Consider the following 23,638-nt stretch of genomic DNA (forward strand, 5'->3'; position numbering starts at 1 on the left):
CTGTCTCTTCGCTGCGTCGGGCGTGCGGAAAAGATCAGGAGAGTTTGTAAGGTTACCGAGCAGAATAGCAACGATTAAATAAGGGATAGCAATAAATCATAACCAAAATGACTAAGCTGTTTTTCTGGTAAGGGATAACGCTTAAACCGTTAAACAAAGTTTTTTATCCAGATGAAAATAAAGCACTTTTTTTCATCATTTTTTCACCGTTCAACATTTCGGCTCATAACCCCAGCCGATAGGTGCCGCAAACACCAAACAAAAAAAGTGTTAACCGGGTGCGTTTGCCGTGGCGGTAGACCATAACGGTATAAATGGCAAGCAGGCGCGCTTTCCGGTACTATGCGGCGGTTTTTGAGTCAATGAGGCCGTAATAATGGCAACCACGCTGTTTAAAGATTTTCAGTTTGAAGCCGCACACCGTTTGCCGCACGTACCGGAGGGCCACAAATGCGGCCGTCTGCATGGGCATTCGTTTATGGTGCGTCTGGAAGTGACCGGTGAAGTGGACCCCCACACCGGTTGGGTGATGGATTTCGCCGAGCTCAAGGCTGTGTTTTCCCCGATCTGGGAGCGGCTGGATCACCATTATCTGAACGATATTCCAGGATTGGAAAATCCCACCAGCGAAGTGCTCGCCGCCTGGATTTGGCAGCAGCTCAAGCCCCAGTTGCCGGAACTGACTGCGGTGATGGTGAAAGAGACCTGTACTGCGGGATGCGTATATAAAGGTTAAAAGAAAGGGCGCCCAAAGGCGCCCTGATTTTAGGCGATGTTCAGATACTTGTGGGTCTGCATCGACAGCCGCCAGTTGCGCGCGATGCAGGTTTCGATGCACAGGCGGGTCGCCTCTTCTTTCTGGCTGATCGGCTGCAGCGCAATAATCCGTGCCTTATCGTCCTGCAGCGTCGCCAGCAGCGCATCCAGCGCCTCGATATCGCGCTCGCGCGCCACCGGATGCTTCACCTCGTCGGCGCGCCGCAGCGCCTGATCCAGCACCTTCATGCCGCCGCGCATATTCACCTTGGGCGAAACCGTCACCCAGGTGTTGGCGGAGCAGCGAATTTCGTGGGTGCCGCTGGTTTCAATCTGGCAACGGTAGCCGTGCTGTTCGAACAGCTCGGTCAACGGCGCCAGATCGTAGATGCAGGGTTCACCGCCGGTGATCACCACATGGCGCGCGGTGTAACCTTGTTGGCGCATCACCGCCAACAGCTGCTCGGCGCCGGCATTGCCCCAGGCGTCGCTCTCTTCTGTTTTGACCAGGATCCGTTGCAGGTCGACTTCCCGATGGGCGTCCTTTTCCCAGGTATGTTTGGTGTCGCACCAGCTGCACCCTACCGGGCAGCCCTGCAGGCGGATGAAAATGGCCGGAACGCCGGTGAAAAAGCCTTCGCCCTGCAAGGTTTGGAACATCTCGTTGATCGGGTACTGCATCGGTTTCTCAATCTGGAAAAGTAAAAAGCGATTATCGCAGATTCCGGCCCGGCGACCAAACGGCCAAAATTGTATTAAATTTTATCCTCCGCGCCGCCGTCAGCATATCTCACCGCCAAGGGCGTTCATTTAATTTGTTAACCGGTCTTTGGCCTTTCATCGGCGGTGCAACCTGCTCCACAGAAAACAACACGCAGTTAACAAATAAGATAATTATATTTGACATAAAGCGCCGACGCGCAGATGTATATACAAGCAAACACAAGCCGAGCGCCAGTTTCGGCCACGTTCCATCCATCACGACTACATCTGCGTTTAGAGGGTGCCATGACTCATTCCACCAGCGAGTTAAACATTCAACAGGCCATCGACGACAGCAAGTTTTCGCTGTTTCACTGGACACTGATCATTCTCGGATTTCTGATCCTCGCCATCGACGGTTTCGATACCGCCGCCATGGGCTATATCGCCCCCTCGGTCGCCAAAGACTGGGGCATCGTGAAGCAGGATCTGGGGCCGGTGCTGAGCGCTGCGCTGCTGGGGCTGTCGCTTGGCGCGCTGATCGCCGGGCCGATCTCCGACCGCATCGGCCGCAAGCGCGTGCTGGTGTTTTCCTGCCTGTTCTTCGGCCTGTCGAGCCTGGCCACCGCCTACGCCGGTTCGCTCAACAGCCTGACGCTGTGGCGCTTCCTCACCGGCCTCGGGTTGGGGGCGGCGATGCCCAACGCCATTACCTTGATCTCCGAATACGCGCCGCAGCGCTGCCGTTCGCTGGCGATCAACACCATGTACTGCGGTTTTCCGCTGGGCGCGGCCGGCGGCGGTGCCATTTCATCGTGGCTGATCCCGACCTACGGCTGGCACAGCGTGCTGCTGCTCGGTGCCATCGCGCCGCTGGTCTTGACTGTCCTGCTGATCCTGCTGCTGCCGGAGTCGGTTAAATATATGGTTAACCGCGGCCAGGATGCGGCGAAGATCAAGCGCATCGCGCAGCGCTTCGTCAGCCGAAACCTCGACGGCGTGACGCGTTTTTATCTGTACGAAGAGAAGCTGGCGCAGACCAAGACCAGCGTCGGCCTGCTGTTCAGCCGCCCTTACCTGCTCGGCACGCTGATGCTGTGGCTGACCTACTTTATGGGGCTGGTGATCTACTACGTGTTGCTGAGCTGGATGCCAATCCTGATGCAGGGATTGGGCTATCAGTTGAAGCAATCGGCGATGCTCACCTCGCTGTTCACCTTCGGCGGCACGCTGGGCATCCTGGTGGCCGGCTGGTTGATGGACCGCTGGAATGCGCACAAAGTAGTCTCGAGCGGCTTTGTCGTCACCGCCCTGCTGATCGTGGCGATGGCCACCGAGGATAAACAGATCGTGCTGCTGGGCGCCTTCATCTTCCTGATGGGCGTCACCATGAACGGCGCGCAGTCCGGGCTGCAAACGCTGGCGGCGACCTTCTACCCGACCCACAGCCGCGCCACCGGCATCGCCTGGATGCAGGGCATCGGCCGCTTCGGCGGCGTCGCCGGCACCATGATGGGCGCCCAACTGCTGGCCATGCAGTGGGAAGTGCAGAGCATCCTGATGTTCCTGTGCGTGCCGGCGCTGATCGCCGCCATCGCCACGGTGTGCAAGATGAGCCGCAAACCGACGCTGCAGCCGGCCGCCTGACCCTTGCAAGCCCGCCCACGGCGGGCTTTCTTCCTGCGGTGATAGGGCTTTTTTATCCTCCGCCGTCAACTGTAATCAGACTGTAAAAATATTGTGACTAGCCGCCCAAAAATGAGTCAATTTTAATTCATTTTTGCCGAACAGCTCACTTTTCTCCGGCTTTCCGTACCTGAGACCGGCGATAAAAAATCGCATATCAACCTGATATAAAAAGAAAATAACTTTTTCTTATGCCACTTTTCAGCGGCAACTGGTCAGTGTTGCATATGCTTGTACATACAAGTATATGTTAATAAGCCCTACGCATTGTTATGCCGTGGTACTCATCCCCACCGCGGCATGGAATCTGCACCGATACTGTTTGAGGAAAATGCTGTGACTACAAATAACAAAGTTCGCAATGTCGATGTACGCGCGCCACGCGGCACACAATTAAACGCAAAAAGCTGGCTGACCGAAGCGCCGTTACGCATGCTGATGAACAACCTCGATCCTGAAGTTGCGGAGAACCCACACGAGCTGGTGGTGTACGGCGGCATCGGCCGCGCCGCGCGCGACTGGGATTGCTACGACAAGATCGTCGAAACCCTGAAAACGCTGGAAGAAGACGAAACCCTGCTGGTGCAGTCCGGCAAACCGGTCGGCGTCTTCAAAACCCACAGCAACGCGCCGCGCGTGCTGATCGCCAACTCCAACCTGGTGCCGCACTGGGCCACCTGGGAACACTTCAACGAGCTGGACGCCAAAGGCCTGGCGATGTACGGCCAGATGACCGCCGGCAGCTGGATCTACATCGGCAGCCAGGGCATCGTTCAGGGCACCTATGAAACCTTCGTCGAAGCGGGCCGCCAGCACTACGACGGCAGCTTGCAGGGGCGCTGGGTGCTGACCGCCGGTCTGGGCGGCATGGGCGGCGCGCAGCCGCTGGCCGCGACGCTGGCGGGCGCCTGCTCGCTGAACATCGAATGTCAGCAGAGCCGCATCGATTTCCGTCTGAAAACCCGCTACGTCGATGAGCAGGCCAAAGATCTGGACGACGCGCTGGCCCGCATCAAGAAATACACCTCAGAAGGCAAAGCCATCTCCATCGCTCTGTGCGGCAACGCGGCGGAAATCCTGCCTGAGCTGGTGCGCCGCGGCGTGCGCCCGGACATGGTCACCGACCAGACCAGCGCCCACGATCCGCTGAACGGCTACCTGCCGAAGGGCTGGAGCTGGGAAGAGTATCGCCAGCGCGCGCAAACCGAGCCGGCCAAAGTGGTCGCCGCCGCCAAGCAATCGATGGCCGATCACGTCAAAGCCATGCTGGCGTTCCAGCAGATGGGCGTGCCGACCTTCGACTACGGCAACAACATTCGCCAGATGGCGAAAGAAACCGGCGTCGACAACGCCTTCGACTTCCCGGGCTTCGTGCCGGCCTACATCCGTCCACTGTTTTGCCGCGGCATCGGGCCGTTCCGCTGGGCGGCGCTGTCCGGCGATCCGCAGGACATCTACAAAACCGACGCCATGGTGAAAGAGCTGATCCCGGATGACGAGCACCTGCACCGCTGGCTGGACATGGCGCGCGAGCGCATCAGCTTCCAGGGCCTGCCGGCGCGCATCTGCTGGGTTGGCCTCGGCCAGCGCGCCAAGCTGGGCCTGGCGTTCAACGAGATGGTGCGCCGCGGCGAACTGTCCGCCCCGATCGTCATCGGCCGCGACCACCTGGATTCCGGCTCCGTTTCCAGCCCGAACCGTGAAACCGAAGCGATGAAAGACGGCTCAGATGCCGTTTCCGACTGGCCGCTGCTGAACGCACTGCTGAATACCGCCAGCGGCGCCACCTGGGTTTCCCTGCACCACGGCGGCGGCGTCGGCATGGGCTTCTCCCAACACTCTGGCATGGTGATCGTCTGCGACGGCACCGACGAAGCCGCCGAGCGCATCGCCCGCGTCCTGCACAATGACCCGGCTACCGGGGTCATGCGTCACGCCGACGCTGGTTACGATATCGCTATCGACTGCGCCCGTGAGCAAGGCCTGAACCTGCCGATGGTTGCCGCGACCCAAGGAGAAAAAGCATGAAAGCGCTGACTATTCGCCCAGGCAAACTGACGCTGGCCCAGCTACGCGACGTGTATCAACACCCGGTGACGCTGACGCTGGACGACAACGCCTACGGCCCTATCCAGCAGAGCGTGGCCTGCGTGGAACGCATCGTTGAAGAAAACCGCACCACTTACGGCATCAACACCGGGTTTGGCCTGCTGGCTTCGACCCGCATCGCCCGCAACGATTTGGAAAACCTGCAGCGTTCGATCGTGCTGTCACACGCCGCCGGCGTGGGCGAGCCCACCGACGACAATCTGGTGCGCCTGATCATGGTGCTGAAAATCAACAGCCTGTCGCGCGGCTTCTCCGGCATTCGTCTGGAAGTCATCCAGGCGCTGATCGCGCTGGTCAACGCCGAAGTTTATCCGCATATCCCGCTGAAGGGCTCGGTCGGCGCCTCCGGCGACCTGGCGCCGCTGGCGCACATGAGCCTGGTGCTGCTGGGCGAAGGCCAGGCGCGCCATCAGGGCCAATGGCTGCCGGCGACCGAAGCGCTGGCCAAGGCCGGTCTGAAACCGCTGACGCTGGCAGCGAAAGAGGGCCTGGCGCTGCTGAACGGCACCCAGGTCTCCGCCGCCTTCGCGCTGCGCGGCCTGTTCGACGCGGAAGACCTGTTCGCCGCCGCGACCGTGGCGGGCAGCCTGACGGTGGAAGCGGCGCTGGGCTCCCGCAGCCCGTTCGATGCGCGTATCCATGAGGTGCGCGGCCAGCGCGGCCAGATCGACGCCGCCCTCGCCTACCGCCACCTGCTCGGTGCGCGCAGCGAAGTCTCCGACTCGCACCGCAACTGCGAAAAAGTGCAGGATCCTTACTCCCTGCGCTGTCAGCCGCAGGTGATGGGCGCCTGCCTGACGCAGATCCGCCAGGCCGCCGAGGTGCTGGAGATAGAAGCCAACGCCGTCTCCGATAACCCGCTGGTGTTCGCCGAGCAGGATGACGTGCTGTCCGGCGGCAACTTCCATGCCGAACCGGTAGCGATGGCCGCCGATAACCTGGCGCTGGCGTTCGCCGAAATCGGTTCGCTGTCCGAACGCCGCATCTCGCTGATGATGGACAAACACATGTCGCAACTGCCGCCGTTCCTGGTGGAAAACGGCGGCGTGAACTCCGGCTTCATGATCGCTCAGGTCACCGCCGCGGCGCTGGCCAGCGAAAACAAAGCGCTGGCGCATCCGTCGAGCGTCGACAGCATCCCGACCTCCGCCAACCAGGAAGACCACGTCTCCATGGCGCCGGCCGCCGGTCGCCGCCTGTGGAGCATGGCGGACAACGTGCGCGGCATTCTGGCGGTCGAATGGCTGGCCGCCTGCCAGGGCCTGGATTTCCGCAACGGCCTGAAGACCTCGGAAGGTCTGGAGCAGGCGCGCCGTCTGCTGCGCGAGCATGTCAGTTTCTACGACAAGGATCGTTTCTTCGCCCCCGACATTGAAGCCGCCAGCCAACTCTTGGCGGCCGGTCACCTGACATCGCTGCTGCCTGCGGCGCTGCTGCCTAGCCAGGCATAATCATCACACACTGAATCACGCAGTTTGTTCTGCCCCGCCGGGTGCGTTCCACCCGGTGCGGGCAGCGCGTGCCTGTTCGGCAAACACTTAACGGGAAACAACATGCGTAACGAAACGACACAACTCAGACGCGGACTAAACGCGCGGCATATCCGTTTCATGGCTCTCGGCTCGGCGATCGGCACCGGCCTGTTCTACGGCTCCGCCGGCGCCATCCAACTGGCCGGCCCGGCGGTGCTGCTGGCCTATCTGGTGGGCGGCGCGGCGGTATTCATGGTGATGCGCGCGCTGGGTGAAATGGCGGTGCATCAGCCGGTTTCCGGCTCGTTCGGCCACTACGCCAGCCACTATCTCGGCCCGCTGGCCGGGTTCCTCACCGGCTGGACCTACACCTTCGAAATGGTGATCGTCGCCCTGGCGGACGTCACCGCCTTCGGCATCTATATGGGGCTGTGGTTCCCGGACGTCGCTCAGTGGGTTTGGGTGCTCAGCATCATCCTGTTTATCGGCGCGCTCAACCTGTGCAGCGTCAAGGTCTTCGGCGAGCTGGAGTTCTGGCTGTCGCTGGTCAAGGTCGCCGCCATCGTGGCGATGATCGTCGGCGGTGCAGCGGTGATGCTGTTCGGTTTCGGGCAAACCCAGCACGCCACCGGCATCAGCAACCTGTGGCAACACGGCGGCTTTATGCCTAACGGCTTCGGCGGCGTGGTCGCGTCATTGGCGGTGGTGATGTTCGCCTTCGGCGGCATCGAGATCATCGGCATCACCGCCAGCGAGGCGAAAGACCCCGCCAAAGTGCTGCCGAAGGCGATCAACGCCGTGCCGGTGCGCATCCTGCTGTTTTACGTGCTGACGCTGACGGTGCTGATGGCTATCTATCCGTGGAACAGCATCGGCCAGAACGGCAGCCCGTTCGTTGAGATCTTCAGCAACCTCGGCATCAGCTCCGCCGCCAACGTGCTGAACGTGGTAGTGATCACCGCCGCCATTTCGGCCATCAACAGCGATATCTTCGGCGCCGGCCGCATGATGTACGGCATGGCGCAGGACGGCCAGGCGCCGCGCAGCTTCACCAAACTGACCGCCAGCGGCGTGCCGTGGATGACGGTGCTGGTGATGTCGGTCGCCCTGCTGTTGGCGGTGGTGCTCAACTACCTGATCCCGGAGAAGGTCTTCATGATCATCGCTTCGATCGCCACCTTCGCCACCGTCTGGGTGTGGCTGATGATCCTGCTGTCGCAGATCGTCATGCGCCGCACGCTGTCGCCGGAAGAAACGCGTCAGTTGAGCTTCCAGGTGCCATGGTGGCCGGTGGCGCCGGCATTGGCGACCGCCTTTATGGCGTTCGTCATCGGCCTGCTCGGCTATTTCGAAGAGAGCCGCATCGCGCTGTACGTCGGGCTGGTGTGGATCGCTTTACTCACCGTGGCTTACTGGCTGTGGGTGCGCAAGAAAGGCGGCGGTTCGCCGGTGACCGCGGCGACGCAACAGATGTAACGCTCGCTTCTGCTAAAACCCGCTGCGGCGGGTTTTTTATTGCGCCTGCGCCAACGCCTGCAGGATATCCGCCTGCAGATCGTCAAACGCCTCCAGCCCGGCGGACAACCGCACCAGCCCCTCGCTGATGTGGTGCCGTTTCCGCTCTTCCGGCGTGTAGGCCGAGTGCGTCATGCTGGCCGGGTGCTGCGCCAAGCTTTCGCAATCCCCCAGGCTGACCGCCCGCAAGATGAGCTGCAGCGCGTTGAGGAAACGAATGCCCGCACGCAGGCCGCCCCGCAGCTCAAACGCCAGCATGCCGCCGGGGCGGGCCATTTGCCGCTGCGCCAACGCATGCTGCGGGAAGTTCGCCAGGCCGGGGTAATATACCCGCTCGACCGCCGGATGCTCCGCCAACATCTCCGCCAGGCGCTGCGCGTTATCGCAATGACGATCCATGCGCAGCGGCAGGGTTTTCATCCCGCGCAGCACCAGCGCGGCATCCTGCGCCGACAGTACCGCCCCGGTCATGTCCTTTAACCCCTCCAGACGGATCGCCTCGGCCAACGCCTGACGCGTCACCGCTATTCCGGCCAGGAGATCGCCGTGTCCGCCGAGGTACTTGGTCGCCGAGTGCACCACGATATCGGCGCCTAACGCCAAAGGCCGCTGCAGATAGGGCGTGCAATAGGTGTTATCCACCAGCAACAGCGCCTGATGCCGATGGGCAATCTCCGCCACGACGGCGATATCGATCAAACGCATATTGGGATTGGCCGGCGTTTCGCAATACACCAGGCGGGTACGCGGTCCAATGGCCGCCGCCAGCCGCTCCGGCCGGGTCAGATCAACGTGGGTTATCTTGACGCCAAAGCGCGCCAGACCATGATGAAAGTAGCTGAAGGTGCAACCATACACGGTTTCGTCGACAATCAGCTCATCGCCCGGTCTGAGCAGCGTCCAGCAACAGGCGGTGATCGCCCCCATGCCGGAAGCGAACGCCACCGCCGCCTCCCCCTCCTCCAGGTTGGCGATGCGTTGCTCGAGCAGGTTTAACGTCGGATTGGCGATGCGCGAGTAAAAGTACCCCGGCTCGGTGCCGGCAAAGCAGGCGCCGCCGTATTCTGCAGTGGGAAAAGCAAACGTAGAGCTCATAAACACCGGCGGAGACAGTGCCCCCTGATACCTCTGCGGATCGTAGCCGTAATGAATAGCCCGGGTGGCAAAGTCGTGGCCAACTGCTGTAGCGGACATAACACAACTCCTTACCTGAGTGGGTGAAGCTTAATTTTTTGATTCATCCGAAAGGGCCGGCGGCAATGCGCTGTCTCGCGTGCGCTGGCCGATGATTTGTAAAGTACGCAGCAGCAGCGTCAACCCCAGCAGAGTATCCGGCTGCTTCAGCAAGGCGTACAGCGCGCGAAAACTGGCCGGCGGAGGATTCAATTGCAGCTCGCTGTGCGCCATCTGCAGCGCCGTTCCGCCTTCCCAACCGATGGTCACCAAACCTTCAAAGACGCCGGCCAGTTTCTCTACCAGCGCGTTGTCGGCGATGTCTACCACGTCCGACAGCAGCGACAACAGATCGACCACGTTATCCAACCGGCCGCCCGCCAGCAGCGGCTGCAGTTTCTCGAGCAACGCCGCCAATGATTGCAGGTCAGCCGCGTGCACCGTGCTTTCCGTCATATCAGCCCCCTTACCGTGGCCCAGTAAAGGCCGCGGTTGAACCCGTTGCGCAGCATGCCGCCCGCCTTGGTGGCGGGCGTCGGCAGCACGTCGTGACGGTAGTCGTAGACCAGCGGCATGCCGGCATTCAGCCCCATTTGCGCGACCGCCTGCACCTTGCCGTCGTAATGGCTCACGGTTTGGCCCAGCCGCATTTCCGCCACGATGTTGTCGGCAATGACCGGCGCCTGATTATGACAAGAGCCACCGGCCTTGCTGACCGGCAAATCCACGGTATCGCCTATGACATACACCCCTTGCTGGCCGTAGACCTGCAGCGTTTGATGATCGGTCGGCAGCCAGCCTTCGCCGTTTTGGCTCTCGCTCAACCCGGTATTGCGCACCGCCTCCACTGCACGGATGGGCGGCGTCGCCATCAGAATGTCGAACGGCTGTTCTTCCCCCTCGGCGGAATAGGCGATGTTGCGCTGAGCGTCCACCCGGCTGAGGGTAAACCCACGCTGGTGGCGAATGTCGCGCGCGGCAAAAATGGCGGGCAGCGCTTCGCCGGTCGGGCGCTGTAAAAACAGGCAGTTGCGCAGCAGTTGGGAAATGGTCGGGTAGGTGTACACAATCTCTACCGCCTTGCGCACGCCGCGCCGCCGCAGGTAGTCGTCCAGCATCAGGGTGGTTTCGATCGGCGCAATGCCGCACTGATGGGGCACGTTGGGCGTTTCAGGGAAGGACACGGTGATGAAAATGCGGCCTTTCTCGATCGTCGCCAGCTTATGCGCCAACCGCCGCGCGGCCTGATACTGGTAGAAATGATCGCCCGCCTGCGCCAATCCTTCGATGCGCTCCGGCCAGGGCACGCAGCCGGTGGCGAAAACCAGGAAGTCATACGGATAATGCTTGCCGCTTTGCGTAATGATATACCGCTGTTTTAAATCAAAAGATTCCGCTTTATCGACGACAAACTGTATTTCCGGCCGCAATAAACTCCGCTGTGAACGCGTGAGCTCCTGCTTGAAAAAATTATTGAATGCAACATACATAAACGCCGGCTTGTAATAATGCAGCGGCGAATCCGAAATCATTAATAATTCAACTTTATTATTGAGAATTTCCCAGTGCAATTTCACGGCCAGCAGATTGGCTAGCATGGTGCCGCCGGTTCCACCGCCGACAATGACGACTCGCTGTCGCATCAGGCCCTCCCCCAGCCGAAACCCGGCAGTATGAAAGAACGCATTACGATGATGGCGATATTTAACGGCAAGAAAAAAATAACGCCGCCTTATTGGCAGTCTAGTAACGAATAATTATAAAGCAAATAAAAACGGAATATAAAAACCGGCAAGAAAACTGCACAATAAATTTATTAGGGTAAACGCAGCGATTGTTAATAAATAAAAAAGGGTTAACATTGGTACGTCAGCCATAAAAAAACCCGCCGCGGCGGGTTTTTATTTAGCAACCGAATCGGTCGAACTTACTGGCCTTTAACTTCTTTCAGGCCGTTGAACGGCGCACGGTCACCCAGCGCTTCTTCGATGCGGATCAGTTGGTTGTACTTGGCAACGCGGTCAGAACGGCTCATGGAACCGGTTTTGATCTGGCCAGCTGCAGTACCTACCGCCAGGTCGGCGATGGTTGCGTCTTCGGTTTCACCGGAACGGTGAGAGATCACCGCGGTGTAGCCGGCGTCTTTCGCCATCTTGATAGCCGCCAGCGTTTCGGTCAGAGAACCGATCTGGTTGAACTTGATCAGGATGGAGTTAGCGATGCCTTTCTCGATGCCTTCTTTCAGGATCTTGGTGTTGGTCACGAACAGATCGTCGCCCACCAGCTGGATTTTGTCGCCCAGCACTTTGGTCTGGTAAGCGAAGCCCGCCCAGTCGGATTCATCCAGGCCGTCTTCGATAGACACGATTGGGTATTGTTTGGTCAGCTCTTCCAGGAAGTGAGTGAACTCTTCGGAAGTGAAGGCTTTGTTGCCTTCGCCGGCCAGCACGTATTTACCGTCTTTGTAGAATTCGGAAGCCGCGCAGTCCATCGCCAGAGTGACGTCTTTGCCCAGCTCGTAGCCCGCCGCTTTTACCGCTTCAGCGATAACGGCCAGCGCTTCGGCGTTGGAGCCCAGGTTTGGCGCGTAGCCGCCTTCGTCGCCCACGGCGGTGTTCATGCCTTTGGCTTTCAGAACTTTCGCCAGGTGGTGGAACACTTCGGAACCGATGCGCACCGCTTCTTTCAGGGTCTTCGCGCCAACCGGCTGAATCATGAATTCCTGAATGTCGACGTTGTTGTCAGCGTGCTCGCCGCCGTTGATGATGTTCATCATCGGCAGTGGCATGGAGAATTTGCCTGGGGTGCCGTTCAGTTCAGCGATGTGCTCGTACAGCGGCATGCCTTTAGAGGCTGCGGCCGCTTTCGCTGCTGCCAGGGAAACCGCCAGAATGGCGTTGGCGCCGAAGTTGGATTTGTTTTCAGTGCCGTCCAGCTCGATCATGATCTTGTCGATGTTCGCCTGGTCTTTGGCATCTTTACCCAGTACTGCCTGAGCAATCGGACCGTTTACTGCAGCAACGGCTTTCAGTACGCCTTTACCCAGGAAACGAGACTTGTCACCGTCACGCAGTTCCAGCGCTTCGCGGGAACCGGTAGAAGCACCTGACGGCGCAGCAGCCAGGCCGACGAAACCGCCTTCCAGATGAACTTCGGCTTCAACAGTCGGGTTACCGCGGGAGTCGATGATTTCACGACCGATGACTTTAACGATTTTGGACATTAGGTTTTCCTCAGTACAAGTTAAACTAAAACTCCAGACAAACAGCGCGCGGTTCTCACCGCGCGCCGCCTACCAAATATTTTATTTCACCTGGCGCTTCTGATGCTCGCCTGCGGCTTTCACGAAGCCGGCGAACAGCGGATGCCCATCACGCGGCGTCGATGTAAATTCCGGGTGGAATTGACAGGCCACAAACCACGGGTGATTCGGCAGTTCAATGATCTCGACCAGCTTGTTGTCGGCGGAACGACCGGCGACACGCAGCCCTGCGGCTTCGATCTGCTTCAACAGCATGTTGTTAACTTCGTAACGGTGACGATGACGCTCGACAATGGTCGGTTCGCCGTACAGCTGACGCACCAGGCTGTTGTCGCTCAGGTTGCACTGTTGGCCACCTACGCGCATCGTGCCGCCCAAATCGCTTTCTTCGCTGCGCACTTCGACGTTGCCGTCTTCATCGCGCCATTCGGTGATCAACGCCACCACCGGGTACTTACAGTCTGGCATAAACTCGGTGGAGTTGGCGTTCTCCATCCCCGCCACGTTGCGAGCGAACTCCATCAACGCCACCTGCATGCCCAGGCAAATGCCCAGGTAAGGAATGTTGTTCTCGCGCGCATAGCGTGCGGTCATCACTTTGCCTTCCACGCCGCGGTAGCCGAAGCCGCCCGGGATCAGGATCGCGTCCAGCCCTTTCAGCACTTCCACGCCGCGGGTTTCCACGTCCTGCGAGTCGATCAGCTTGATGTTCACGGTCAGACGGTTTTTCAGCCCGCCGTGCTTCAGCGCTTCGATCACCGACTTGTAGGCGTCCGGCAACTCAACGTATTTGCCGACCATACCGATGGTCACTTCGCCGCCCGGATTGGCTTCTTCGTAGATCACCTGTTCCCATTCGGCCAGGTTGGCTTCCGGCGCGTTCAGGCTGAATCGTTTACAAATATAATCGTCCAGCCCCTGAGATTTCAATAGGCCTGGGATTTTATAAATAGAATCAACGTCTTTCAGAGAGATAACCGCTTTTTCCGGCACGTTGCAGAAAAGCGCGATTTTAGCGCGTTCGTTAGCAGGAACCGCGCGGTCGGAACGGCAAATCAGCACATCAGGCTGAATACCGATGGAAAGCAGCTCTTTTACGGAATGCTGGGTCGGCTTGGTTTTCACTTCGCCCGCCGCCGCCATGTACGGCACCAGCGTCAGGTGCATGTACAGAGTGTGCTCGCGGCCCACTTCCACCGCCATCTGACGGATGGCTTCGAGGAACGGCAGCGATTCGATATCGCCGACGGTGCCGCCGATTTCCACCAGCACCACATCGTGGCCTTCGCCGCCTTCGATGATGCGTTCTTTGATCGCGTTGGTGATGTGCGGAATGACCTGCACGGTCGCGCCCAGATAGTCGCCGCGGCGTTCTTTACGCAGCACGTCGGAGTAGATGCGGCCGGTGGTGAAGTTGTTGCGACGCGACATTTTGGTGCGGATGAAGCGCTCGTAGTGACCCAAATCCAGATCGGTTTCTGCGCCGTCTTCGGTGACGAAAACTTCCCCATGCTGAATCGGGCTCATGGTGCCCGGATCCACGTTGATGTACGGGTCCAGTTTCATGATGGTAACGTTGAGGCCACGGGCTTCAAGAATAGCCGCCAGAGAGGCTGCGGCAATGCCTTTACCCAGAGAGGATACGACCCCGCCGGTCACAAAAATATAATTAGTTGTCATGCTGAACCTGAGAGTTTAGGTTTAAAGACGATGGAAGAACCAGGACGGGAAAGTAGTATACCCGAACCTCTCCTGACCTACAAACGATCGTTTTGCTGTCCATCATCTCGGCCGCCCTCCCGTGTTCATCAGGGTTTACTCCGCCGGCGCGCCCAAAACCCTCCAGGAAATACAAAGAGTTAGCGGAGAAAATTTCTTTTTACCGCCCCTCTCGAACGATAAAACACCTTAGATTTCAGTTTGTTGGCCTTTTGCTGCCGACGGCAGCCCTGCGCCTGTGACCTGACCGTAAGCTTAACCGTTTCAGCCTGAGTGAACCTTGTTTGTGATCAACATTCAACATTGTCGTTGCAGCGATTCAACTTTCCTGGCGTTTCACCTGTTGCCAGGCGTCTTCCATCTGCTCCAGCGTGGCATCTTCAAGCAGCAGCCCGCGTTGCTTGACGATCGCCTCCACCTCGCGGAAGCGGCGTTCGAACTTGCGGTTGGCCGCCTGCAATGCGTTCTCGGCCTTGTGGCCCAAATGGCGCGAGAGGTTCACCGTGGCGAACAGCAGATCGCCGATCTCCTCTTCCAGCTTGCTCTCATCGACCACCGCCTGGCGGGCTTCGTGCATCACTTCGTCGATCTCTTCATACACTTTGTCCAGCACCGGGCCCAGCGTGTTCCAGTCGAAGCCGACCGAGGCGCAGCGTTTTTGGATCTTGTGCGCCTTCATCAACGCCGGCAACGCCTGCGGAATGTCGTCCAGCACCGAGTGCAGCGCTTTTTCGGCGCGCTCGCCGGCCTTGAGCTGCTCCCAGCGCGCCGCCACGGCTTCGCTGTCTCCGCCCTCAGCGTCGCCGAAGATGTGCGGATGACGGCGCTCCAGCTTGTCGCTGATGGCGGTGCACACCTCATCAAAATCGAACAGCCCCTGTTCCTGCCCCATCTGGGCGTAGAACACCACCTGGAACAGCAAGTCGCCCAGTTCGTCGCGCAGATCGGCGTAGTCCTGCCGTTCGATGGCGTCCAGCACTTCGTAAGTCTCTTCCAGCGTGTAGGGCGCGATGGTGGCGAAGGTTTGCTTACGGTCCCATGAGCAACCGTTCTGCGGGTCGCGCAGCGTTTTCATGATGTTCAGCAGGCGCTGCAGCGGAGTGGATTGGGTCATAAAAAATCTCTGAGAAAATGGGGGCGCACGGACATGTCCGCCGGAACTGATGGAGTTCGGGCCGCATCGACCTCGGATGCGGCCCGAAAGGCGCAGGAGTTAGTTGCCGTGCAGACGCTTGGCGTCTATCACGTCCGGCAGCTGGTTCAGCTTCGCCAGCACCCGGCCCAGCACCTGCTGGTTATAAATTTCGATGTCCATATCGATGGTGGCCAACTGCTTCTTGGTATCGCTGCGGCTGGCGACGCCCAGCACGTTGACCTTTTCGTTGGCCAGAATGGTGGTGATATCGCGCAGCAGCCCGCTGCGATCGTTGGCCATCACGCGCACCACCAGCGAATAACCGCTGGAGTAGCTTTCGCCCCACACCGCATCGACGATGCGCTCCGGCGCATGCGATTGCAAATCGGCCAGCTGATCGCAGTCCGCACGGTGGATCGAGATGCCGCGCCCCTGGGTGATAAAGCCGACGATGTCGTCGCCCGGGATCGGTTGGCAGCAGCGGGCGATGTGGTGCATCAGGTTGCCCACGCCCTCCACCACCACGCGGCCGTTATCCTTGTTGCGGGCCGGCGGCGGCGCTTTCTGCTGCACCAGCTGGCGCAGCGCCTCGCGATCCTGCTCTTCGGCGCTCGGCTTGTTGAACTTGCCCTGCAGGTAATTCACCATCTGGTTCAGGCGAATGTCCCCGCCGCCGATCGCCGCCAGCACCTCGTCCAGCGAGTTCATGTTGTAGCGCGGGATCAGCAGCTTCTCGGCCTCTTTCAGGCTGATGCCGAGGTGTTCCAATTCGTTGTCCAACATCTGGCGGCCGGCAAGAATGTTCTTGTCGCGATCCTGCTTGCGGAACCAGTTGTGGATCTTCGAGCGCCCGCGGCTGGTGGTCACGTAGCCCAGGTTCGGGTTCAGCCAGTCGCGGCTCGGGTTCGGCTGTTTCTGGGTGATGATCTCAATCTGATCGCCCATCTTCAGCTGATAGGTAAACGGCACGATGCGGCCGCCGATCTTGGCGCCGATGCAGCGGTGACCAACGTCGCTGTGAATGTGGTAGGCGAAATCGAGCGGCGTGGAGCCGGCCGGCAGATCGACCACGTCGCCTTTCGGGGTAAATACATAGACTCGATCGTCGAACACCTGGCTGCGCACTTCGTCGAGCATCTCGCCGGAGTCCGCCATCTCTTCCTGCCAGGCGATCAGCTTACGCAGCCAGGCGATGCGCTCTTCATAGCCGGAGCGCACGGTAACCCCCGCGCCCTCTTTGTACTTCCAGTGCGCGGCCACCCCCAGTTCGGCGTCTTCGTGCATTTGCCGGGTGCGGATCTGAATCTCGACGGTTTTGCCGCGCGGCCCCAGCACCACGGTGTGGATCGACTGGTAGCCGTTGGGTTTGGGGTTGGCGACGTAGTCGTCGAACTCATCCGGCAGATGGCGGAAGTGGGTATGCACGATGCCCAATGCCGCATAGCAATCCTGCAGGCGCTCCGCCACGATGCGCACCGCGCGCACGTCGAACAGTTCGTCGAACGCCAGGTGCTTTTTCTGCATCTTGCGCCAGATGCTGTAGATGTGTTTCGGCCGGCCGTAGATCTCCACCCGAATGCCTTCTTTGGCCATCTCGTCGCGCAGCCCGGCGACGAAATCGTCGATGAACTGTTCGCGATCGATGCGGCGCTCATGCAGCAGCTTGGCGATGCGCTTGTATTCTTCCGGGTGCAGGTAGCGGAAGCAGAAATCCTCCAGCTCCCACTTCAACTGGCCGATGCCGAGCCGGTTAGCCAACGGCGCATAGATGTTGGAACACTCTTTCGCCGCCAACACGCGTTCGTCTTCCGGCGCGTCTTTCACCTCGCGCAGGTGGGCGATGCGCTCCGCCAGCTTGATGACGACGCAGCGGAAATCCTCCACCATCGCCAGCAGCATGCGGCGCACGTTGTCGACCTGTTCGGAGGCCATTGAGTCGTTTTGGGTGGCTTTCAGTTGGCGAATAGCGTCCATGTCCCGCACGCCATGCACCAAGGCGACGATGCCCTTGCCGAACGTTTCCGTCAGGACCTCTTCCTGCACGATGTCTGCATCCACCAGCGGGAACAGCAGCGCGGCGCGCATGCTGTCATTGTCCATGCTCAGCGTCGAGAGGATTTCCACCATCTCCAGGCCGCGCCACAACAGCAGCGAGGCGTCGGGATGGTTTTGGGTCTGCTGCTCACAATAACGCCAGGTTGCGGCCAATCGCTCACATGACTGCGGGTTGGGTAGCCCCAAGCCGGCGATCCACTCATCGAGAGCGAACTCACCCGCCGTATTCAGATGTGCACTTCTTACCGCAACCATAACTTCTCCCTACTTTGCAGCGACCTCTGGCGCGCGCTCGTTGATAAACAGCGCCATTGATTCAAGATGCCCCGTGTGCGGAAACATATCCAACATCCGCACGCGCGCAAGACGATAACCGGCGTTCAACAGCACTTTGCTGTCGCGAGCCAGCGTGGTGGGGTTACAGGAAACATACACCACCCGCGCCGGCGCCAGTTTTACAATGTGTGACATCACCCCGGCCGCACCGGCGCGGGCGGGATCCAGCATCACCTTATCAAACCCTTGTGCTGCCCAAGGTTGCCGCTCAACGTCGTCCTCCAGATTCTCATGGAAGAACGACGCATTATTCAGCTTATTCTTATGTGCATTATATTGCCCATTCGCTACCAGCGTGGCAACACCTTCGATGCCCACCACCTCAGCGGCGCGGCGCGCCAGCGGCAGGGTGAAATTCCCCATGCCGCAGAACAGGTCCAGCACCCGATCATTGGGTTGAATGTCGAGCCATTCAAGGGCCTGCGCCACCATTTGTTGGTTTACGGCGTCATTGACCTGAATAAAGTCGCGCGGACTGAAGTCTAAGCGTAGCCCGTCAACCTGATAATACGGCGTTTCACCGCACAGTTTTTCCACCCGATCGCTGTCCGGCGCCAGATAAACGGCGACCTTTTCCCGCTCGCCAAACGCCAACAGCGCCTGGCGATCCGCCTCTTTCAGGGCATCGAGATGGCGCAGCACCAGCAGCGGGCCGTTATCCGCCAGCACCAGCTCCACATGCCCCAGCCGCCGCACCGCCTGCAACCCGCTCAGGCAGGCGCGCACCGGCGCCAGCAGCTGCTCCAGCTCCGGCCGCAGCACCGGGCAGTGCTCCACCGCCACCAGCTCGCTGGAGGCCGCCTGGCGAAACCCCATCATCAGGCGCTGCAGCTTCGGCTGCCACGCCAGGCTCAGGCGGGCGCGGCGGCGATAGCCGTATTCCGGGCCGGCGATCACCGGTTCCTGTTGCGGGGTCACCCCGGTTTCGCGGGCGATCATGCGCACCAGCGCCGCCGCCTTGCTCTGCTGTTGCAGCGCCTCATCCGCATGTTGCTGCTGGCAGCCGCCGCACACGCCGAAATGCGGGCAGCGCGGCTCCACCCGCTGCGGGCTGCGGCTCAGCAGGCGCTTGAGCTTGCCTTTGGCGAACTGGCGCTTGTCTTCGGTCAGCTGGATTTCCGCCTGCTCGCCCGGCAATACGCCCGGCACGAACACCGCTTTGCCGTCGTGGCGCGCCACGCCCTGGCCGAAAGGATCGAGATCGCTCACCGTCACGGTGAAGATTTGTGAGCTCTGCCGGGTCGTCACGCGGCGTTTGGGAGAGTAGAATTGCGCCATATTTGTCGATTGTGTGCTGGTTCATTAAGCTAGTGTCAGCTGTCAATTCTCCCACATTGGAATCCCATGACCAAATACAGCCTGCGTGCGCGCATGATGATCCTGATTCTGGCCCCGACCTTGCTGATTGGTTTGCTGCTCAGCACCTTCTTCGTGGTGCACCGCTATAACGAGCTGCAGGAGCAATTGGTCGACGCCGGCGCCAGCATCATCGAGCCGCTGGCGGTAGCCAGCGAGTACGGCATGACGTTCCGCAGCCGCGAATCGGTCAGGCAACTGGTCAGCCTGCTGCACCGCCGCCATTCGGACATCGTGCGTTCGATCACCGTGTTCGATGCGCAGAACAACCTGTTCGTCACCTCCAATTATCACCACAACTTCGCTCAGCTGCAGTTGCCGAAAGGCGTGCCGTTGCCCACCGAACTGATGCTCACCCGGCGCGGCGATTCGCTGATCCTGCGCACGCCGATCCTGTCGGAAAATCAGTATCCGGATGAAACCGCCGACGGCGGCAGCCACCCCGACAACAACCTGGGCTATGTGGCGATCGAGCTGGATCTGCAGTCGGTGCGGCTGCAGCAGTATAAAGAGGTGTTCGTCTCCACCCTGCTGCTGCTGCTGTGCATGTGCATCGCCATCCTGTTCGCTTACCGCCTGATGCGCGACGTGACCGGTCCGATCCGCAACATGGTGAACACCGTCGATCGCATCCGTCGCGGCCAGCTCGACAGCCGCGTGGAGGGCTACATGCTCGGCGAGCTGCACATGCTGAAGAACGGCATCAACTCGATGGCGATGTCGCTCACCGCCTATCACGAAGAGATGCAGCAGAACATCGATCAGGCCACGTCTGACCTGCGTGAAACGCTGGAGCAGATGGAGATCCAGAACGTCGAACTTGATCTGGCGAAAAAACGCGCGCAGGAGGCGGCGCGCATCAAGTCCGAATTCCTGGCCAACATGTCGCACGAGCTGCGTACCCCGCTCAACGGCGTGATCGGTTTTACCCGCCAGATGCTGAAAACCGATCTGAGCGCGACCCAGACCGACTATTTGCAGACCATCGAACGCTCGGCCAACAACCTGCTGACCATCATCAACGACGTGCTGGACTTCTCCAAGCTGGAGGCCGGCAAACTGGTGCTGGAGCATATTCCGTTCGCCCTGCGCGAAACGCTGGACGAAGTGGTGGTGTTGCTGGCGCCCAGCGCCCACGACAAGGGGCTGGAGCTAACGCTGGATGTGCACAACGACGTGCCGGAGCAGGTGATCGGCGACTCGCTGCGCCTGCAGCAAATCATCACCAACCTGCTGGGCAACGCCATCAAGTTCACCGAAACCGGCAATATCGATATTCGCGTCGAACTGCGCAAACAGTTGGATCGCCGGGTGGAAGTGGAAGTGCAGATCCACGACACCGGCATCGGCATCTCCGAACGCCAGCAGTCGCAGCTGTTCCAGGCGTTCCGTCAGGCGGACGCCAGCATCTCCCGCCGCCACGGCGGCACCGGGCTGGGGTTGGTGATCACGCAAAAGCTGGTGAAGGAGATGGGCGGCGATATCTGCTTCCACAGCCAGCTGAATCGCGGCTCGACCTTTTGGTTCCACATCACGCTGGATCTGAACGAGGGCATGCTGTCGCTGGCGCCGAACCTGCCGGATCTGAACGGCAAAACGCTCGCCTATATCGAATCCAACCCGACGGCGGCACAGGCGACGCTCAACATGCTCAGCGTCACGCAGCTGGTGATCACCCACTCACCGACGCTGGGCCAGCTGCCGTCAGGCCATTACGATTTCCTGCTGGCCGGTGTGCCGATCCCGTTCCGCGACAACATGGCGCAGCACCAGGACAAATTGCTGGCCTCGCTGAAGCTGGCCGATCGGGTCATTCTGGCGCTGCCGTGCCAGGCGCAGATCGACGCCGAGCTGCTTAAGCAACAAGGCGCGCTCGGCTGCCTGATCAAGCCTATCACCAGCACGCGTCTGTTCCCGCTGCTGAGAATGGAGACGCCCGATCGGCTCGCCGCCCCGCCTGAGCGTAAACGTCTGCCGCTGACGGTGATGGCGGTCGACGACAACCCGGCCAACCTGAAGCTGATCGGCACGCTGCTGGGCGAACAGGTGGAGAAAACGCTGCTGTGTGAAAGCGGTGAGGAAGCGCTGGCGCTGGCGCGCAATAACGTGCTGGATCTGATCCTGATGGACATTCAAATGCCGAAGATGGACGGCATTCACGCCAGCGAACTGATCCGCCAACTGCCGCACCACAACTCCACGCCGATCGTCGCCGTCACTGCCCATGCCGCCAGCGGCGAACGCGAGCATCTGCTGCAGGCGGGGATGGACGACTACCTGGCCAAGCCGATCGACGAGAAAATGCTGACCCGCGTGCTGTCGCGCTACCACAGCGGCGACGTGGAAAGCGCCGTCGCCGACGATGCCCCGCTGTCGCTCGACTGGCCGCTGGCGCTGCGCCAGGCGGCCAATAAGCCGGATCTGGCGCGCGATCTGCTGCAAATGCTGCTCGATTTCCTGCCGCAGGTGCGCGAACGGGTGCAGGCGCTGCTCGAGGGGCAACACGACGACGAGATCCTCGACCTGGTCCATAAGCTACACGGCAGCTGCAGCTACAGCGGCGTGCCGCGCCTCAAGCAGCTGTGTTTCTACCTCGAGCGGCAGCTGCGCCAGGGCATCACCAACGACGAGCTGGAGCCGGAGTGGCTGGAGCTGTTGGATGAGATTGAACTGGTGATCCACGCGGCGCGCGCGCATCTGGCGCAACCGGCCTGAATCCTCATGCCATTGCCATAATGCAAAAAGGCACGCCGTAGCGTGCCTTTGTTGCTTTTAGCGCCTGACGTTTATCACTGCGCCAGCAGGTACAGCTGGCTATCGCCGCGCTGAATATTCAACGCCAGCACCGACGGTTTGCTGTCGAGGATTTTACGCAGCTCGCCCAGGTTCTGGATCGGCTGTTGGTTCACGCCCAGGATCACGTCGCCCTTTTTCAGGCCGATGCGCGCGGCGGCGCTGCCGGCTTTCACGCTGTCGACCTTGACGCCTTTCACGTTGCCGACCTGGGTATTGCTCAGCTCGGCGCCTTCAATGCCGGTGTAGATATTGCCCGAGGCCACCTGGGTCTGCGCGCTTTGCTCCAGCGTGACGTCAATCGTTACCGGCTTGCCGTCGCGGATAATGCCCAGCGACATCTTGCTGCCGACCGGCAACGTGCCGATCTCTGCCCGGAACGAGGCGAAGCTGGAGATGGCCTTGCCGTTCATGGTGACGATCACGTCACCGGCCTTGATGCCCGCCTTCGCGGCGGAAGATTTCGGCATTACCTGGCTGACGAAAGCACCGCGCTGCGCGTCGACCTTCATCGCCTTGGCCAGCTCCGAGTTCAGCTCGGTGCCCATGATGCCCAGCTCGCCGCGTTTCACCTGGCCATACTCGACCATTTGCGCCGTCAGGTTTTTCACCATATTGCTCGGAATGGCGAAGCCGATGCCGATGTTGCCGCCGTCCGGCGCCAGGATCGCGGTGTTGATGCCGATCAGCTCGCCGTTCAGGTTAACCAGCGCGCCGCCGGAGTTGCCGCGGTTGATTGCCGCATCGGTCTGGATAAAGTTTTCGTAGTTTTCGATGTTCAGGCCGCTGCGCCCCAGGGCGGACACGATGCCCGAGGTGGCGGTTTCACCCAGCCCGTACGGGTTGCCGATCGCCACGGTGTAATCGCCGACGCGCAGCTGATCGGAGTCCGCCATCTTGATCGCCGTCAGGTTCTTGAAGTCTTTCAGCTGGATCAGGGCGATGTCGGAACGCGGATCCTTGCCGATCACTTTGGCGTCGAAACGGCGGCCGTCGCTCAGCTGCACCTGGATCTTGTTGGCGTTGTCCACCACGTGATTGTTGGTCACCACATAGCCCTTGGCGGCATCGATAACCACCCCGGCGCCCAGCGCCTGGAATTTCTGCTGAGTGCCCTGCGGCTGCTGGCCATCCGGTCCGGGCTGTTCAGCGCCCTGACACATCGGTGAGCCCTGGAACGGTGAACCGTCCTGGCAGAACGGCGAATCTTCACCGAAGAACTGTTGGAACTGTTGCGGCATGCGCGGCGTATTGACCGTGGTGCTGCCCTCAACGTTAATGCTCACGACGGAAGGCATCACCTTCTCCAGCATCGGCGCCAGGCTCGGCAACTGCTGGGTGCTGGAAGACGCGGTTTCAGCGGCGCTGGCCGTAACCGGGCCCATCGCCATACCGATGCTGAATGCCAGTGCGCTCAGAACTAATGCGGTTTTTTTCATCTGTGTGTCTCTTATAAAGTCGTTCAAAAAAGAATGGCTGTCTTGCGTGCTTATTCAGAGTTAATTAATAGCCCGAAGTTCCGGCACAGATGATTGGCAATAGTAAACAAATATTGTTCGTCTTTACAAA

16 protein-coding genes are annotated in these 23,638 nt (G+C 60.1%); 6 read left to right on the top strand and 10 right to left on the bottom strand.

Going from position 1 to position 23,638, the window contains the following annotated elements; translation table 11 throughout:
* Window positions 1-376 precede the first annotated feature (376 nt).
* Window positions 377-736 carry a 6-carboxytetrahydropterin synthase QueD gene (queD, locus tag ACSBQV_RS13905; protein WP_004932638.1) on the top strand — a complete coding sequence of 120 codons (360 nt, stop codon included), beginning with the start codon at window positions 377-379 and terminating at the stop codon, window positions 734-736.
* 29 nt (window positions 737-765) lie between these two features.
* On the opposite strand, the gene queE is transcribed toward queD, so the two are convergent.
* The gene (queE, locus tag ACSBQV_RS13910; protein ID WP_094143835.1) at window positions 766-1,437 is read right to left on the bottom strand and encodes a 7-carboxy-7-deazaguanine synthase QueE; all 672 of its coding nucleotides are present in this window, start codon (window positions 1,435-1,437) and stop codon (window positions 766-768) included.
* Window positions 1,438-1,764: 327 nt separating this feature from the next.
* On the opposite strand from queE, the gene ACSBQV_RS13915 reads away from it, so the two are divergent.
* The 4 genes from ACSBQV_RS13915 (at window position 1,765) to ACSBQV_RS13930 (ending at window position 8,201) form a co-directional block, all read left to right on the top strand.
* Window positions 1,765-3,105, top strand: coding sequence for an MFS transporter (locus ACSBQV_RS13915; protein ID WP_099785532.1), 1,341 nt, complete (start codon window positions 1,765-1,767; stop codon window positions 3,103-3,105).
* A 375-nt stretch (window positions 3,106-3,480) separates the two neighbouring features.
* Entirely contained in the window at window positions 3,481-5,172 is a 1,692-nt protein-coding gene (hutU, locus tag ACSBQV_RS13920) for a urocanate hydratase (protein ID WP_025159649.1), read from the top strand.
* Complete coding sequence (gene hutH, locus ACSBQV_RS13925; RefSeq protein ID WP_099785534.1) at window positions 5,169-6,704, top strand: histidine ammonia-lyase; 1,536 nt, start codon at window positions 5,169-5,171, stop codon at window positions 6,702-6,704. Before hutU ends, hutH begins: the two co-directional genes overlap by 4 nt.
* Before the next feature lie 102 nt (window positions 6,705-6,806).
* Window positions 6,807-8,201 carry an amino acid permease gene (locus ACSBQV_RS13930; protein ID WP_099785536.1) on the top strand — a complete coding sequence of 465 codons (1,395 nt, stop codon included), beginning with the start codon at window positions 6,807-6,809 and terminating at the stop codon, window positions 8,199-8,201.
* A gap of 36 nt (window positions 8,202-8,237) precedes the next feature.
* Here ACSBQV_RS13930 and ACSBQV_RS13935 read toward each other — a convergent pair whose 3' ends face one another.
* The 8 genes from ACSBQV_RS13935 to rlmD all read right to left on the bottom strand — a co-directional run bounded on the left by ACSBQV_RS13935 (window position 8,238) and on the right by rlmD (window position 19,198).
* Window positions 8,238-9,434 (bottom strand): methionine gamma-lyase, encoded by a 1,197-nt coding sequence (locus ACSBQV_RS13935; protein WP_099785538.1) that lies wholly within the window; start codon window positions 9,432-9,434, stop codon window positions 8,238-8,240.
* 30 nt (window positions 9,435-9,464) lie between these two features.
* Window positions 9,465-9,869: a hypothetical protein gene (locus tag ACSBQV_RS13940; protein ID WP_099785541.1), complete on the bottom strand. Its 405-nt coding sequence runs from the start codon at window positions 9,867-9,869 to the stop codon at window positions 9,465-9,467.
* On the bottom strand, window positions 9,866-11,056 hold the full coding sequence (locus ACSBQV_RS13945; RefSeq protein WP_042783697.1) for an NAD(P)/FAD-dependent oxidoreductase: 1,191 nt from the start codon (window positions 11,054-11,056) through the stop codon (window positions 9,866-9,868). The genes ACSBQV_RS13940 and ACSBQV_RS13945 overlap by 4 nt, the downstream gene beginning before the upstream one ends.
* 284 nt (window positions 11,057-11,340) lie before the next feature.
* Window positions 11,341-12,636 carry a phosphopyruvate hydratase gene (eno, locus tag ACSBQV_RS13950; RefSeq protein ID WP_004932670.1) on the bottom strand — a complete coding sequence of 432 codons (1,296 nt, stop codon included), beginning with the start codon at window positions 12,634-12,636 and terminating at the stop codon, window positions 11,341-11,343.
* A gap of 81 nt (window positions 12,637-12,717) precedes the next feature.
* The gene (pyrG, locus tag ACSBQV_RS13955; RefSeq protein ID WP_004932674.1) at window positions 12,718-14,355 is read right to left on the bottom strand and encodes a glutamine hydrolyzing CTP synthase; all 1,638 of its coding nucleotides are present in this window, start codon (window positions 14,353-14,355) and stop codon (window positions 12,718-12,720) included.
* 358 nt (window positions 14,356-14,713) lie between these two features.
* Window positions 14,714-15,508: a nucleoside triphosphate pyrophosphohydrolase gene (gene mazG, locus ACSBQV_RS13960; protein ID WP_099785543.1), complete on the bottom strand. Its 795-nt coding sequence runs from the start codon at window positions 15,506-15,508 to the stop codon at window positions 14,714-14,716.
* A gap of 99 nt (window positions 15,509-15,607) precedes the next feature.
* Window positions 15,608-17,839: a GTP diphosphokinase gene (relA, locus tag ACSBQV_RS13965; protein WP_099785545.1), complete on the bottom strand. Its 2,232-nt coding sequence runs from the start codon at window positions 17,837-17,839 to the stop codon at window positions 15,608-15,610.
* 9 nt (window positions 17,840-17,848) lie between these two features.
* A complete protein-coding gene (rlmD, locus tag ACSBQV_RS13970) occupies window positions 17,849-19,198 on the bottom strand; it encodes a 23S rRNA (uracil(1939)-C(5))-methyltransferase RlmD (RefSeq protein WP_099785547.1) in 1,350 nt (449 codons plus the stop codon).
* Between the two features lie 66 nt (window positions 19,199-19,264).
* On the opposite strand from rlmD, the gene barA reads away from it, so the two are divergent.
* Entirely contained in the window at window positions 19,265-21,991 is a 2,727-nt protein-coding gene (gene barA, locus ACSBQV_RS13975) for a two-component sensor histidine kinase BarA (protein ID WP_099785549.1), read from the top strand.
* Between the two features lie 74 nt (window positions 21,992-22,065).
* On the opposite strand, the gene degP is transcribed toward barA, so the two are convergent.
* Window positions 22,066-23,508 (bottom strand): serine endoprotease DegP, encoded by a 1,443-nt coding sequence (gene degP, locus ACSBQV_RS13980; RefSeq protein ID WP_033651660.1) that lies wholly within the window; start codon window positions 23,506-23,508, stop codon window positions 22,066-22,068.
* Window positions 23,509-23,638 lie beyond the last annotated feature (130 nt).

Origin of the sequence: Serratia sp. B501 (assembly GCF_051172315.1) — a bacterium.
Classification (GTDB): domain Bacteria; phylum Pseudomonadota; class Gammaproteobacteria; order Enterobacterales; family Enterobacteriaceae; genus Serratia; species Serratia ureilytica.

Bases quoted from the DNA above. Each gene is read 5' to 3' on its own strand.
- queD (WP_004932638.1), top strand. From the start codon at position 377: ATGGCAACCACGCTGTTTAAAGATTTTCAGTTTGAAGCCGCACACCGT.
- queE (WP_094143835.1), bottom strand. From the start codon at position 1,437: ATGCAGTACCCGATCAACGAGATGTTCCAAACCTTGCAGGGCGAAGGC.
- ACSBQV_RS13915 (WP_099785532.1), top strand. From the start codon at position 1,765: ATGACTCATTCCACCAGCGAGTTAAACATTCAACAGGCCATCGACGAC.
- hutH (WP_099785534.1), top strand. From the start codon at position 5,169: ATGAAAGCGCTGACTATTCGCCCAGGCAAACTGACGCTGGCCCAGCTA.
- ACSBQV_RS13930 (WP_099785536.1), top strand. From the start codon at position 6,807: ATGCGTAACGAAACGACACAACTCAGACGCGGACTAAACGCGCGGCAT.
- ACSBQV_RS13935 (WP_099785538.1), bottom strand. From the start codon at position 9,434: ATGTCCGCTACAGCAGTTGGCCACGACTTTGCCACCCGGGCTATTCAT.
- ACSBQV_RS13940 (WP_099785541.1), bottom strand. From the start codon at position 9,869: ATGACGGAAAGCACGGTGCACGCGGCTGACCTGCAATCATTGGCGGCG.
- ACSBQV_RS13945 (WP_042783697.1), bottom strand. From the start codon at position 11,056: ATGCGACAGCGAGTCGTCATTGTCGGCGGTGGAACCGGCGGCACCATG.
- eno (WP_004932670.1), bottom strand. From the start codon at position 12,636: ATGTCCAAAATCGTTAAAGTCATCGGTCGTGAAATCATCGACTCCCGC.
- pyrG (WP_004932674.1), bottom strand. From the start codon at position 14,355: ATGACAACTAATTATATTTTTGTGACCGGCGGGGTCGTATCCTCTCTG.
- mazG (WP_099785543.1), bottom strand. From the start codon at position 15,508: ATGACCCAATCCACTCCGCTGCAGCGCCTGCTGAACATCATGAAAACG.
- relA (WP_099785545.1), bottom strand. From the start codon at position 17,839: ATGGTTGCGGTAAGAAGTGCACATCTGAATACGGCGGGTGAGTTCGCT.
- rlmD (WP_099785547.1), bottom strand. From the start codon at position 19,198: ATGGCGCAATTCTACTCTCCCAAACGCCGCGTGACGACCCGGCAGAGC.
- barA (WP_099785549.1), top strand. From the start codon at position 19,265: ATGACCAAATACAGCCTGCGTGCGCGCATGATGATCCTGATTCTGGCC.
- degP (WP_033651660.1), bottom strand. From the start codon at position 23,508: ATGAAAAAAACCGCATTAGTTCTGAGCGCACTGGCATTCAGCATCGGT.